The organism is Marinobacter shunpengi (genome assembly GCF_045449715.1).
Taxonomy (GTDB): domain Bacteria; phylum Pseudomonadota; class Gammaproteobacteria; order Pseudomonadales; family Oleiphilaceae; genus Marinobacter.
In genome coordinates this window covers 328,006-341,491 of sequence record NZ_JBJJLA010000015.1, presented here as the reverse complement: position 1 = coordinate 341,491, position 13,486 = coordinate 328,006, and the positions used below count along the sequence as shown (strand labels likewise).

General features: G+C 61.0%; 10 protein-coding genes. 8 read left to right on the top strand and 2 right to left on the bottom strand.

Annotated features, from left to right (window positions below; translation table 11 throughout):
• Positions 1-20: 20 nt before the first annotated feature.
• Together ACJO3T_RS09555 and mfd are read right to left on the bottom strand one after the other, a co-directional pair.
• Positions 21-758, bottom strand: a complete 738-nt coding sequence (locus tag ACJO3T_RS09555) for a CsiV family protein (RefSeq protein WP_406978374.1) — start codon at positions 756-758, stop codon at positions 21-23.
• Positions 759-885: 127 nt separating this feature from the next.
• Entirely contained in the window at positions 886-4,392 is a 3,507-nt protein-coding gene (gene mfd / locus ACJO3T_RS09550; RefSeq protein ID WP_406978373.1) for a transcription-repair coupling factor, read from the bottom strand.
• Between the two features lie 274 nt (positions 4,393-4,666).
• On the opposite strand from mfd, the gene ACJO3T_RS09545 reads away from it, so the two are divergent.
• From ACJO3T_RS09545 to ACJO3T_RS09510, 8 genes are all read left to right on the top strand, one after another.
• Positions 4,667-6,163, top strand: a complete 1,497-nt coding sequence (locus tag ACJO3T_RS09545; RefSeq protein ID WP_406964409.1) for a glyceraldehyde-3-phosphate dehydrogenase — start codon at positions 4,667-4,669, stop codon at positions 6,161-6,163.
• A gap of 356 nt (positions 6,164-6,519) precedes the next feature.
• Positions 6,520-7,866, top strand: coding sequence for a Na(+)-translocating NADH-quinone reductase subunit A (locus tag ACJO3T_RS09540; RefSeq protein WP_406964410.1), 1,347 nt, complete (start codon positions 6,520-6,522; stop codon positions 7,864-7,866).
• A gap of 3 nt (positions 7,867-7,869) precedes the next feature.
• Positions 7,870-9,078, top strand: coding sequence for an NADH:ubiquinone reductase (Na(+)-transporting) subunit B (locus tag ACJO3T_RS09535; RefSeq protein ID WP_406964412.1), 1,209 nt, complete (start codon positions 7,870-7,872; stop codon positions 9,076-9,078).
• On the top strand, positions 9,071-9,874 hold the full coding sequence (locus tag ACJO3T_RS09530) for a Na(+)-translocating NADH-quinone reductase subunit C (protein ID WP_406964414.1): 804 nt from the start codon (positions 9,071-9,073) through the stop codon (positions 9,872-9,874). Before ACJO3T_RS09535 ends, ACJO3T_RS09530 begins: the two co-directional genes overlap by 8 nt.
• A gap of 2 nt (positions 9,875-9,876) precedes the next feature.
• Positions 9,877-10,542, top strand: a complete 666-nt coding sequence (locus ACJO3T_RS09525) for an NADH:ubiquinone reductase (Na(+)-transporting) subunit D (protein ID WP_328184965.1) — start codon at positions 9,877-9,879, stop codon at positions 10,540-10,542.
• Positions 10,542-11,150, top strand: a complete 609-nt coding sequence (gene nqrE, locus ACJO3T_RS09520; protein ID WP_328184964.1) for an NADH:ubiquinone reductase (Na(+)-transporting) subunit E — start codon at positions 10,542-10,544, stop codon at positions 11,148-11,150. The genes ACJO3T_RS09525 and nqrE overlap by 1 nt, the downstream gene beginning before the upstream one ends.
• Positions 11,151-11,187: 37 nt before the next feature.
• The gene (gene nqrF / locus ACJO3T_RS09515; protein ID WP_406964416.1) at positions 11,188-12,414 is read left to right on the top strand and encodes an NADH:ubiquinone reductase (Na(+)-transporting) subunit F; all 1,227 of its coding nucleotides are present in this window, start codon (positions 11,188-11,190) and stop codon (positions 12,412-12,414) included.
• Positions 12,415-12,436: 22 nt separating this feature from the next.
• The gene (locus ACJO3T_RS09510; RefSeq protein WP_406964418.1) at positions 12,437-13,474 is read left to right on the top strand and encodes an FAD:protein FMN transferase; all 1,038 of its coding nucleotides are present in this window, start codon (positions 12,437-12,439) and stop codon (positions 13,472-13,474) included.
• Positions 13,475-13,486 lie beyond the last annotated feature (12 nt).

Genomic DNA, 13,486 nt, shown 5'->3' with positions numbered 1-13,486 from the left:
TCCCGGTCCGCTACCGGCGGTCAGTCCAGCGGGCGGAAATACACCAGCACGCCGATGGTGGGGGAGTCCAGAAAGTGGATTTCCTTACTTCGCATGCGGCGAACCTCATGGATCCAGGTGATAAGCTCCCGGCCCTGGTTGCCATCCATAACGGGCATTATAGTGGCCGGTGACGTGCCCACGCCCTGGGGCTCCGCTTCGGTATCGCCCTGGTCGCTGTTGCCCTCGCTGCTGTCGCCCGTCTCGCCACCCATGGTGTCTTCCATGGCGGCGCCGTCGGCTGCCCGCCAGTGGTTGAGCTGAACGTCCACCAGCAGATAGCGGCGCCGGTTGACCTCAATGGTACCTTCAACCGCCCGGTGGCCGGCGCTTTCCAGCATCTCGCCCACTTCGATCCGCATGGGGTCGCCGTTGTAGTTGGGCGGGAAACGCTGGATCCAGCCGGTTTTCATCAGTACCCGGTATTTGCCACTGTTCTCCAGGCGGCTGGCGGCGGTGTTCAGGGTCAGATTGTTGGTGGTGCGGATGTCGGAACTGACGTTTCCGAGGTCATCCACCACCCAGAGGCGCTTGCTGGCGTCCTGACGCTCCGGGTGCTTGTCTGCCATCTGTTCCGGCAGCACTGGGTCCGCCAGCCGCTCCAGTATCACGATTTCGGCGCGATAGGTGTTGTCCGCCTGGGCGGGGGCCGCCAGGGCCATGAGCAGTGCCAGGGCCGCGAGCAGACGCCGGGCGTTGGTGAAGGCCGGTTTGTACAAAGGTGTTCTCCTGATCCGTTTGTCGAAACCAACAGCGGCCCCGTCCGGGGATGCCATTTTCCTGGTGTGTCCCGGTTGCCGAAGGCTAGCCGGCGACACCCTGTTTTCCCGGGGCAGACTGGGCCCGTCAGGCGGCCAGCTCTTTCAGCACCGATGAAATGGCGTCGAGTTTACCATCGGTTGTGTCGTCTTTCAGCCGTACGCTGAAGGTATTCGCACCTTCCAGTCGATAGGCGTCCGGAGCCTGCTGTACCTTCTGCACCAGTTTCAGTGGATCCACGGTGGTGCTGTTACCGAATTCCAGCTTCAGCCACTCGCGACCGGCGTCCACCTTGACCACGCCCAGGCCCTCGGCCCCGATGCGCAGGCTGGTCTGGCGCACCAGGTTCTTCGCCGGGTCCGGCAGCAGGCCGAAGCGGTCGATCATCTCCACCTGCAACTCCTTCAGCTCGTCTTCGCTCTTTACACTGGCAAGTCGCTTGTAGAGCATCAGCCGGTTGTGGACATCCGGCAGGTAATCGTCGGGAATCAGCGCCGGGATGCGCAGGTTCATTTCTGTACCATGGCTCAGGGGCAGGTCGGCATTGGGGGTGCGGCCCTCGCGGATGGCCTGTACCGCCTCATCCAGCAACTGCATGTAGAGAGTGAAGCCGATGGTCTCGATCTGCCCGCTCTGTTCGTCCCCCAGGAGTTCGCCGGCGCCCCGGATCTCCAGGTCGTGGGTGGCCAGCATGAAGCCGGCGCCCAGATCCTGGGCTTCGGATATGGCGTCCAGGCGTTTGCGGGCATCAGCGGTCATGGCCTTTGGGGGCGGTGTCAGCAGGTAGGCGTAGGCCTGGTGGTGGGAGCGCCCGACCCGACCACGAAGCTGGTGCAACTGGGCCAGGCCGAACTTGTCCGCCCGCTCTATCACAATGGTGTTGGCGCTGGGAATGTCGATGCCGGTCTCGATGATGGTGGTGCACACCAGCACGTTGAAGCGCTTGTGGTAGAAGTCCGACATGATCTGTTCCAGCTCGCGCTCACGCATCTGGCCATGGGCCACGCCGATACGGGCTTCGGGGATCAGGTTACGCAGGTCCTCAGCGGTCTTCTGGATGGTGGCCACGTCATTGTGCAGGAAGTACACCTGGCCGCCCCGGAGGATTTCCCGCAGGATGGCCTCCTTCACCATGGCGGTGTCCTTCTGGCGGACAAAGGTCTTCACCGACAAGCGGCGCGCCGGTGGTGTGGCGATAATGGACAGATCCCGCAGGTGGCCCATAGCCATGTTCAGGGTGCGGGGAATGGGCGTGGCGGTGAGTGTCAGCATGTCCACTTCAGCCCGCAGCGCCTTGAATTTCTCCTTCTGGCCGACGCCGAAGCGGTGTTCCTCGTCGATGATCACCAGGCCCAGGTTCTTGAAGCGGATGTCGCCCTGTAACAGCTTGTGGGTGCCGATGACGATATCCGCCTTGCCTTCCTCGATCCTTTCGATGGCCTTGGCGGACTGGCCGGCACTGCGAAAGCGGGAGAGAAGCTCCACGGTGACCGGGGTATCCGAGAACCGGTCCCGGAAGGACTCGTAGTGCTGCTGGGCCAGCAGGGTGGTGGGCACCAGCACCGCCACCTGCTTGCCGGACCAGGTGGCGATAAAGGCCGCCCGCATAGCCACCTCCGTCTTGCCGAAGCCCACGTCGCCGCACACCAGCCGGTCCATGGGGCGCTCCCCGGTCATATCCTCGATCACCCGTTCGATGGCGGCCTGCTGGTCCGGGGTCTCCTCGAAGGGGAAGCCGGCGGCAAAATGGCGGTAGGCTTCCTTCGGGTCGTCAAACTGGAAGCCTTTACGGGCCTCGCGGCGGGCGTAGACATCAAGCAGTTCCGCGGCGGTGTCGCGGATCTTCTCCATGGCCTTCTGCTTGGCGTTGCTCCAGCGATCGGTACCGAGCTTGTGCAGGGGGGCGTGCTCGGTGTCGGAGCCGGTGTAGCGGCTGATCAGGTGCAGGCTGGCCACCGGCACGTAGAGCTTCGAGCCGCCAGCGTACTCCAGGGTCAGGAATTCGGTGGCGTCCCCATCCACGGTGATGGTTTCCAGGCCCTGGTAGCGGCCGACGCCGTGGTCGATGTGCACCACCGGGGCACCCACCCGCAATTCCGACAGGTCCCGGTAACCCGAGTCGTCCACTTCGGTGGGCTTCTCCCGGCGACGGCGCTGGAGTACCCGTTCGCCGAACAGCAGGGTTTCGGTGATCAGGGCCACGCCTTCCCGGCGCAGGAGCAGGCCCGGCTCCAGGGGGGCGACAGTGATCGCCAGGTCCACGTCAGAGTCGAGGAAAGCGCGCCAGTCATCAACCGGCTTCACCTTGAGGCGGTTCTCCGCCAGGTTGTCCTTCAGGGCCTCCCGGCGCCCGGAGGATTCGGCGCAGATCAGCACCCGGCCATCGAAATCGCCGATGAACTGTCGCAGCCGCGAGGCCGGGTCACTGGACCGTCCGTCCATGGCCACATTGGGTAGCGGTTCCGTCCCCAGCGAGGTGATGCCCTGACCGGAGCGGGTGGTTTCCCCCGCCACCAGGGTGACCCGTGGGCGCTGGCGTATCAGGCCAAACAGTTCATCGGTCTTCAGGAACAGCTCGCCCGGCGGCAGGATCGGCCGCATCCGGTCGTGCCGTCGTTCCTCGTATCGGCTGGCGGTGTCCTGCTGGAACAGATCCACTGCCTCGTTCAGGCCATCGGCGGTAAATACCAGCGTCTCCCCGGGCAGGTAGTCGAACAGGGTGGCGGTGTGATCGAAGAACAGCGGCAGGTAATACTCGATGCCCGTCGGGGTGATGCCCTGGGTTACGTCCTGGTAGACCGGTGCATTGCGGTCGGCGTGGGGGAAAAACTCGAACCAGCGGTTGCGGAAACCGGAGCGGGCGTCCTTGCTCCAGGGGAATTCGTAGGCCGGCAGCAGCTCGATCCGGTCGATGCGATCCAGGGAGCGCTGGGTCTCCGGGTCGAACGTGCGAAGGGTTTCGATTTCGTTATCGAACAGGTCGATCCGGTAGGGCTGGGTAGCGCCCATGGGGAAGATGTCGACAATGGCGCCACGGACCGCGTACTCACCGTGCTCGTAGACATTCTCGGTGTGGCGGTAGCCGGCGGCCTCCAGTTGCAGGCGCCACTGCTCCGGTTGCAGCCCCTGGCCGGTTTCCAGCAACAGGGTGTTGCCCTGCAGGTAGTCCACCGGGGGCAGCCGGTGCATCAGGGTGCGGGCCGGTACGATCAGGATGCCGCGACGGGTCCGGGGCAGCCGGTGCAGGGTGCGGATACGCCGGGAGATGATGTCCTGGTGCGGAGAGAACAGGTCGTAGGGCAGGGTTTCCCAGTCCGGCAGCGACAGCAGTTCGAGGCCATCATCGGTAATGGCCTCCGCCTCTTCCTCCGGGGGCAGGCCCAGGTAGAAGCGTACCGCCTGCTCCTGACGGATGGCCTCATCGGTGCTACGGGTGATCACCAGGGTCAGGCCGTCCGTTCGCCGTGCCGTCTCGCTGATTGCCAGGGCATCAGCGCTACCGTGCAACTGGTCCCAGATGCGATGGTCCGACGCCTGGCTGGGAGGCGCGGGGATGAAGTCTGACATGGCGGTATGCTCGGTACCCGGTTTCATCGGGGTGATCAGCTCCTGCGGTTGTGCTGGTCGGCGACGGTCGTATCATGAACGGAACGTAAGTTCTGAAGCCCATCGTGGGGTGGCGACCATTCTGAAAAGGAGGGTATTCTATCGGTGACAGCCTGAACTGTCATGACAGTATGGTGAACAGGGCCTGGCAGGGTCGGGCGAGGGATTGCCGTCGCGTTTTTCGAGTAGGAGTTGTCCACAGGCTCCTTAAATTGGATAATACGCACCCATTTTTTCGAGTGCCAACTGCAGAGGTTCAAGCGTGAGTCACGAACAGATCAACCAGCACCTGTCCAACTGGACCGAGCGGGAGTCTACCGCCGAGGCCATGATTCCCCTGATCGGCCGGCTTTACCGCAAGAATAACGTGGTGACATCCGTCTACGGTCGTTCAATCATTAACCAGTCGGTTATTGGTATCATCCGGGCGCATCGCTTTGTCCGGCAGGTGGAAGACAGCGAGCTGTCCGTGCACGACACCCTGCCGCTTCTGGAGGTCATGGACAGGCTGGAGCTGGGCCAGGCTCACGTGGATATCGGCAAGCTGGCCGTGAAGTTCAAGGCCGAGGGCAATGGCCGCTCCCTGGAAGATTTCGTGCGTGACGAGATCGGTCCGGTGGTTGGCCAGTACCGCGCCGAGTCCGAGAAGAATGCGGTTGAGGAAACCAAGGACGTGGTGCTCTATGGTTTTGGTCGTATCGGTCGCCTGCTGGCCCGCATCCTGATTGAGAAGGCCGGTGGCGGTAACAACCTGCGCCTGCGTGCCATCGTGGTTCGCCAGGGTGGCGCCGACAATGACCTGGAGAAGCGCGCCAGCCTGCTGCGCCGGGATTCCGTCCATGGACCGTTCAACGGCACCATTACCGTGGACGAGGAAAACTCTGCACTGATCGCCAATGGTAACTTCATCAAGGTGATCTACTCTGATGGCCCCGACAAGGTGGATTACACGGAATACGGTATCAACAATGCCGTGATCATCGACAACACCGGTAAGTGGCGGGACGAGGAAGGCCTGGGGCTGCATCTCAAATCGAAGGGGGCCAGCCGGGTGATCCTGACCGCCCCGGGCAAGGGCGATATCAAGAACATCGTCTATGGCATCAACAACGACAGCATCACCGATGATGACCGGATCCTGTCCGCGGCCTCCTGTACCACCAATGCCATCACGCCAGTGCTGAAGGCCGTCCATGATGAGTTCACTATCCTGGATGGGCACGTTGAGACCGTTCACTCGTACACCAACGACCAGAACCTGATCGACAACTACCACAAAGGCAGTCGCCGTGGTCGCAGTGCACCGTTGAATATGGTTCTGACCGAGACCGGGGCTGCCAAGGCGGTGGCCAAGGCCCTGCCGGAGCTCAAGGGCAAGCTGAGTGGTAACGCCATCCGGGTACCCACTCCCAACGTCTCCATGGCCATCCTTCACCTGAACCTGGAGAAGGACGTCACCGTCGAGAGCGCCAACGAGTACCTGCGGGAGATGGCCCTGCACTCCGAACTGCAGAAGCAGATCGACTTCGTCAACTCACCGGAAGTGGTGTCCTCCGACTTTGTCGGCTCCCGCCATGCCGGAGTGGTGGATGCCCAGGCCACTATTGCCAGCGGCAAACGCCTGATCCTCTATGTCTGGTATGACAACGAGTTTGGCTACAGCGCCCAGGTGATTCGCTGCGTCAACCAGATGGCGGGCGTGACCTACCCGATCTTCCCGAAGCGTTCCCGGGAATGGGCCCAGGCCCTCGCTGACTGATTCCGGTCAGTAAGCTCCAGAACCCCGGCGGCCCCTGGCCTCCGGGGTTTTTTATTACCTATCAGATACTTTTCGCCGGTTTCCATGTCCGTTCGTTACGACCAAGGTCAGGTTCCCCTGCTAAGGTTACCGGTGGAAATAGGTTCTCTTAATCTCTATAATTGGCGCGATTTTGGGTACGTCTGGCACCCGCTTCTCATCGCTTTCCTGAAAACTGACCGCTACCGCGTGCAATGGGGCACGGTCATCAGCCTTTATCCGGGCTGCACAAGCTTCGCTTGAAATGTCGGGGAACTGGGCCGCTGGGGTCGGGCGTGATCAATCCTTTAACAGTTCCTGATGAACGGACGAGGCTAATGATCAATATCAAAAAAGGCCTGGATCTTCCCATCAGCGGCGCTCCTGAACAGACCATCTCAGAAGGAAAGCCGGTACGCCATGTCGCGCTGATCGGCTTTGATTACAACGGCATGAAGCCGACGATGGAAGTGAAAGAGGGGGACCGCGTCAAGCGCGGGTCGCTGCTGTTTACGGACAAGAAGACCCAGGGCGTTCGCTATACCTCACCGGCCGCCGGTGTTGTCAAAGAAATCAACCGTGGTGAGCGGCGGGTATTCCAGTCACTGGTGATCGAAATCGACGGTGACGAGGCGGAAACCTTCGCCCGTTACAGCGACGCCGACCTGGCCTCCCTCGAGCGCCAGCAGGTGGTGGACAACCTGGTGGAATCCGGTCTGTGGACCGCCTTCCGTACCCGGCCCTTCAGTAAGGTGCCGGCCATCGACTCTTCCCCCAACTCCATTTTTGTCTCGGTGATGGACACCAATCCGCTGGCGGCGGATCCTGTGGTGATCATCAGGGAGCAGGGCGAGGCCTTCAGCAAGGGCCTGCAGATCCTGAGCAAACTGACCAACGGCAAGGTGTTCGTGACCGGCCGGCCCGGTTCCGACGTGCCGGTGCCCCAGTCCGATGCCATCCAGGTGGAGCAGTTCGACGGCGTCCATCCGGCAGGCAACGTGGGCACCCATATTCATTACCTGGATCCCGTTTCCCTGGGCAAGACGGTCTGGAGCATCGGCTACCAGGACGTGATCGACATTGCCCGGCTGTTCGAAACCGGTGAGCTTCCCGTGGAGCGTGTGGTGGCCATTGGTGGCCCGAAAGCTTCCAGTCCCCGTCTGGTCCGCACCCGCATTGGTGCCAGTCTGGACGAGCTGTTGAAGGACGAAGTGGCCTCCGACTGTGAGGTGCGTGCCATCTCCGGATCCGTGTTCGGCGGTCGCCGTGGCACCGGTCCCTGCGCCTACCTGGGGCGTTACGCGAACCAGATATCCGTGCTGGAGGAAGGCAACAAGCGCCAGTTCATGGGCTGGCTGTCCCCCGGTGCCAACAAGTTCTCGGTCATGAATATCTACCTGTCAAAGCTGGTCGGTGGCAAGAAGTTTGACTTTACCACCACCACCAACGGCAGCGAGCGGGCGATGGTCCCGGTGGGTGTCTACGAGAAGGTCATGCCCCTGGATATCCTGCCGACGCAGCTGCTGCGCACGCTGATCGTGGGCGACACCGAAATGGCACAGAAGCTGGGTGCGCTGGAGCTGGACGAAGAGGATCTGGCGCTGTGCACCTTCGTGTGTCCGGGTAAATACGAGTACGGTCCGATTCTCCGTGAGAACCTGACCCGAATCGAGATCGAGGGCTAACCGATGGCAATCCGACAGTTTCTCGATAACATCGAGCATCATTTCGAAAAGGGCGGCAAGTACGAGCGCTGGTATGCCCTGTACGAGGCGGTAGACACCATTTTCTATTCGCCGGCCAGCGTGACTTCCACCACCTCCCATGTGCGTGACGGCATCGACCTCAAGCGCATCATGATCACGGTATGGCTGTGTACGTTCCCGGCCATGTTCTTCGGCATGTGGAACATTGGCTTCCAGGCCAACAACTTCCTGGCGGCCAATCCGGATGCCATGGTGGCCGACGGTGGTCTGCGGGCGGCCTTCATCCAGGCGCTGGCAGTGACTGGCTCCGGTGCCGGTATCTGGGACAACTTTGTCTATGGCATGGCGTACTTCATTCCCATCTACTTCGTCACCTTCGCGGTTGGCGGTTTCTGGGAAGTGCTGTTCGCCACCGTCCGTCGTCACGAGGTGAACGAGGGTTTCTTCGTGACCTCCGTGCTGTTCGCGCTGATCTGTCCGCCCACCATCCCGCTCTGGCAGGTGGCCCTGGGCATCACCTTCGGTGTGGTGATCGGCAAGGAAGTGTTCGGCGGTACCGGCAAGAACTTCCTGAACCCGGCCCTGACCGGTCGTGCGTTCCTGTACTTTGCCTACCCGGCGCAGATTTCCGGTGACACCGTATGGACCGCTATTGATGGCTTCAGTGGTGCCACGGCCCTGAGCTGGGCGGCGTCCGGTGGCCTGGAGGCGCTGGAGCAGAACATCGGCTGGATGAACGCCTTCATGGGAACCATCCAGGGTTCCATGGGGGAAACCTCCACCCTGGCGATCCTGATCGGCGGCCTGATCCTGCTGGGTATGAAGATCGCCTCCTGGCGCATTGTCGGCGGGGTGATGATCGGTATGATCGCCACGGCATTGCTGTTCAATGTGATCGGTTCCGACACCAACCCGTTCTTTGGCGTTGGCCCGGAATGGCACCTGGTAATGGGCGGTTTTGCCTTCGGCATGATGTTCATGGCCACGGATCCGGTATCCGCCGCCATGACCGACACCGGTCGCTGGTGCTTTGGCATCCTGGTGGGGGTGATGACCGTACTCATCCGTGTGGTTAACCCGGCGTTCCCGGAAGGCATTATGCTGGCCATCCTGTTCGCCAACCTGTTTGCACCGCTGATGGATCACTACGTGGTTCAGGCCAACATCAAACGGAGGCTTGCCCGTGGCTAAACCCAAAGATACTGTCGCCAGAACCCTTCTGGTGGCGCTGGTACTGAGCATCGCGTTCTCGGTTGTCGTGTCCACCGCTGCCGTAATGCTGCGCCCGGCGCAGATCCAGAACCAGAACCTGGACATCAAGACCAACATCCTGGCCGCAGCTGGTATGCTGGAGCCGGGTACCAGCGTGGACGAGATCGAACAGCAGTTTGCCCGTTTTGAGGTACGACTGGTCGACCTGGATACCGGTGAGTATGTGGAGCCGTCCGCCGTGGGTGTCGAAGACCCCATGAAGTACGATATGTACAAGGCCGCTTCAGACCCCGAGATGTCCACCAACATCCCGTCCAGTGAAGACAAGGCCGGCATCAAGCGCCGTCCCAATGTCGCCAAGATCTATACCCTCAGTGAAAATGGCGAACTCACCCGTGTGGTGCTGCCCATCCACGGCTACGGTCTGTGGTCCACGCTCTATGGTTTTGTGTCACTGGAAGGTGACCTGAACACCATCGAAGGCCTGGGTTTCTATGCTCACGCGGAAACCCCCGGCCTGGGTGGCGAAGTGGATAACCCCCGCTGGAAACAGCAGTGGGTCGGCAAGGAACTGTACGGTAACGATATGTCCGAGCCGCAGATCCAGCTCGTCAAGGGTGGGGTCAGTTCCGATGCCCGAGACCGGGAGCACAAGGTCGATGCACTGTCCGGGGCAACCCTGACCAGCCGTGGTGTCCAGCAACTGGTGAACTACTGGATGGGTGACCGCGGATTCGCGCCGTTCCTGCAAAAACTTCGTGAAGGGGAGGTCTGATCATGGCAGACGCTTCAGCCAAACAGGTTCTCTTCGAACCGATCTTCAGTAACAACCCCATCGCGCTGCAGATCCTCGGTATCTGCTCCGCGCTGGCGGTGACGACCAGCCTGAGCGTGACCATCGTCATGTGCCTGGCGGTTATTGCGGTTACCGGCTTTTCCAACCTGGCGGTATCGCTGGTTCGCACGCAGATTCCGGGCAGTATCCGGATCATCGTGCAGATGACCATCATCGCCTCCCTGGTTATCGTGGTGGACCAGATCCTCAAGGCCTACGCCTATGAGATTTCCAAGCAGCTGTCGGTGTTTGTTGGTCTGATTATCACCAACTGCATCGTGATGGGCCGTGCGGAAGGCTTCGCCATGAACAACCCGCCGCTGCTGAGTTTCCTGGACGGTATTGGTAACGGTCTCGGCTACTCGGTGATGCTGCTTTTCGTGGCCTTCTTCCGGGAGTTGATCGGCGCCGGCTCACTGTTCGGCTTCACCCTGCTGCCGACGGTCAACGAAGGCGGCTGGTATGTGCCCAACGGCCTGTTGCTGCTGCCGCCGAGTGCCTTCTTCATCATTGGTCTGGCAATCTGGGGCCTGCGCGCCTGGAAACCGGAGCAGGTTGAGGAGCCGGAATACAAGATGTCCCGCCACACCGCCAAGGAGGCCTTCTGATGGAGCACTATATCAGTCTGATCCTGAAGGCCATCTTTGTTGAGAACATGGCGCTGGCCTTCTTCCTGGGGATGTGTACCTTCCTGGCCATTTCCAAGAAGATCGAGGCCGCCGTTGGCCTGGGTATCGCCGTGGTTGTGGTGCTGACTGTCACCGTGCCGGTGAACAACCTGCTGTACAACACCATCCTGCGGGAGGGGGCCCTGGAGTGGGCCGGTCTGCCCAACGTGGACCTGAGCTTCCTGGGCCTGCTGACGTACATCGGGGTAATCGCCGCCATCGTACAGATTATGGAAATGGTGCTGGACAAGTACATTCCGGCCCTCTACGCCGCGCTGGGTGTGTTCCTGCCGCTGATTACGGTGAACTGTGCCATCCTGGGTGCGTCACTGTTCATGGTGGAGCGGGACTATACCTTTGGCGAGAGCCTGGTGTACGGCTTCGGTGCCGGTGTGGGCTGGGCCCTGGCCATTGTCGCCCTGGCCGGCATCCGTGAGAAGCTGAAGTACAGCGACGTTCCCGAGGGCCTGCGTGGCCTGGGCATCACCTTCATTACCGTGGGTCTGATGTCCCTGGGCTTCATGTCCTTCTCCGGCATTTCCCTGTAAACAACCCGGTGATTCGGTTTAACGAAAAGGCGAGACCATGAATACAGAAATCATTCTCGGCGTGGTCATGTTCACCGTTATCGTTCTGGCGCTGGTGGCGATCATCCTCGCCGCCCGCTCCAAGCTGGTAAGCACCGGTGATGTGACCATTGAGATCAACGATGACCCCGAGCACACCCTGAAGACCAGTGCCGGTGGCAAGCTGCTGGGCACCCTGGCCAACAGCGGTATCTTCCTGTCCTCCGCCTGTGGCGGCGGCGGTACCTGCGCCCAGTGCAAGTGCAAGGTATTTGACGGCGGCGGCGCCATGCTGCCCACCGAGAAGACCCACTTCACGCCCCGGGAAGAGAAGGAAGGCTGGCGCCTGTCCTGCCAGGTGCCGGTGAAGCAGGACATGAAGATCGAGGTGCCGGAAGAGTTCTTCGGCGTGAAGAAGTGGGAGTGTGAGGTGGTGTCCAATCACAACGTGGCCACCTTCATCAAGGAACTGGTACTGAAACTGCCGGAAGGCGAGGAAGTGGACTTCCGCGCCGGTGGTTACGTCCAGCTGGAGTGTCCTCCCTACGAAATCCCGTTCAAGGACTTCGTGATCGAGGAGGAATTCCACGAGGACTGGGACAAGCACGATATCTGGCGCTACAAGGCCATCAACAAGGAAGAGACCATCCGCGCCTATTCCATGGCCAACTATCCGGAAGAGAAGGGCGTTCTCAAGTTCAACATCCGGATTGCCACGCCGCCTCCCGGCACTGATCATCCGCCGGGCATCATGTCGTCCTACGTGTTCAACCTGAAGCCGGGTGACAAGGTGACGGTGATGGGGCCGTTCGGGGAGTTCTTCGCCAAGAAGACCGACGCCGAAATGGTGTTCATTGGTGGTGGTGCCGGCATGGCGCCCATGCGCTCCCATATCTTCGACCAGCTCAAGCGTCTCAAGAGCGATCGCAAGATCAGCTTCTGGTACGGCGCCCGGAGTGTCCGCGAGATGTTCTACGTGGAAGACTTCGACATGCTGCAGCGGGAGAACGATAACTTCGAGTGGCACGTAGCCCTGTCGGACGCGCTGCCCGAGGACAACTGGGAAGGCCCCACCGGGTTTATCCACAACGTCCTGTACGAAAACTACCTGAAGGACCACCCGGCTCCGGAAGATTGTGAGTACTACATGTGCGGCCCCCCCATCATGAACGCGTCCTGCATCAAGATGCTCAAGGATCTTGGTGTGGAAGACGAGAACATCATGCTGGACGACTTCGGGGGTTAAAGGCGCTCTGATGACATCCGGCATGTCCCGACCCGTCAGGGTGACCCTGGCCAGCATCCTCTGGGTGCTGGCCGTGGCCGCTCTGGCGGGTTGTTCGTTTGAGCCCGAGGAAAAGGTCTGGGAAATCTCCGGCCCTATCTTTGGCACCCAATACCATATTAACGTCGTATTGACCGACGACAGGGAAACCCTTGAAGATCTGTCGCAAGGTATAGAGGCAACCCTGGAATCGGTGGATGCGGCCATGTCCACCTGGCGGGATGATTCGGAACTGAGCCGCATCAACCAGCTGGAAGACCAGAGTGGCTGGACACCGGTATCCGGCGAACTGTTCGAGGTGCTGGAAGCGGCCCACAAGGTGGCGGATGAGTCCGGTGGTGCCTTCGATATCACCATCGGGCCGGTGGTGAATCTGTGGGGGTTCGGCCCCGAGGGACGTCCCGAGGAGGTGCCGGACGACGCCGAGTTACAGCAGCGCCTGTCACGGACCGGTTTCCGCTTTCTGGAACTGGACCCGGTGAAACAGGCCATCCGTGCGGAACAGCCGCAGTACCTGGACCTGTCCGGTATCGCCAAGGGCTATGGCGTTGACGCCGTTGCCCGTTACCTGGAAGGGCAGGGTATTGACCGGTATCTGGTGGAAATCGGCGGTGAGGTCAGGGTCAGCGGTCGCAAGCCGGACGGTTCCGCTTGGCGGCTGGCGGTGGAGCAACCGGTGGAGGATGCCCGGCAGATCAACCGGGTGATCGCCATGGACCGGAATGGCATGGCCACCTCCGGTGACTATCGTAACTATTACGAATCGGATGGCCAGCGCTATTCCCATACCATAGACCCGGCTACCGGGCGCCCGGTCGGGCATCGGCTGGCCTCGGTCACGGTAATTGCGGAATCGTCGATGATGGCCGATGCCTGGGCTACGGCCTTTACCGTGATAGGCTATGACGAGGGTTACCGTCTGGCCCTGCAGAAAAACCTGGCGGTGTATTTTATCGTGCGCGAGGGGGAGGGCTTCGAGACCTACCATACCCCCGCCTTCGCCACCTATCTGATTGAGTGACAGGAGGTAGTC

What these genes read in the sequence shown, in the direction of transcription:
- mfd (WP_406978373.1), bottom strand. Translation starts at nt 4,392, where the DNA reads ATGAAACCGGGTACCGAGCATACCGCCATGTCAGACTTCATCCCCGCG.
- ACJO3T_RS09540 (WP_406964410.1), top strand. Translation starts at nt 6,520, where the DNA reads ATGATCAATATCAAAAAAGGCCTGGATCTTCCCATCAGCGGCGCTCCT.
- ACJO3T_RS09535 (WP_406964412.1), top strand. Translation starts at nt 7,870, where the DNA reads ATGGCAATCCGACAGTTTCTCGATAACATCGAGCATCATTTCGAAAAG.
- ACJO3T_RS09525 (WP_328184965.1), top strand. Translation starts at nt 9,877, where the DNA reads ATGGCAGACGCTTCAGCCAAACAGGTTCTCTTCGAACCGATCTTCAGT.
- nqrE (WP_328184964.1), top strand. Translation starts at nt 10,542, where the DNA reads ATGGAGCACTATATCAGTCTGATCCTGAAGGCCATCTTTGTTGAGAAC.
- nqrF (WP_406964416.1), top strand. Translation starts at nt 11,188, where the DNA reads ATGAATACAGAAATCATTCTCGGCGTGGTCATGTTCACCGTTATCGTT.
- ACJO3T_RS09510 (WP_406964418.1), top strand. Translation starts at nt 12,437, where the DNA reads ATGTCCCGACCCGTCAGGGTGACCCTGGCCAGCATCCTCTGGGTGCTG.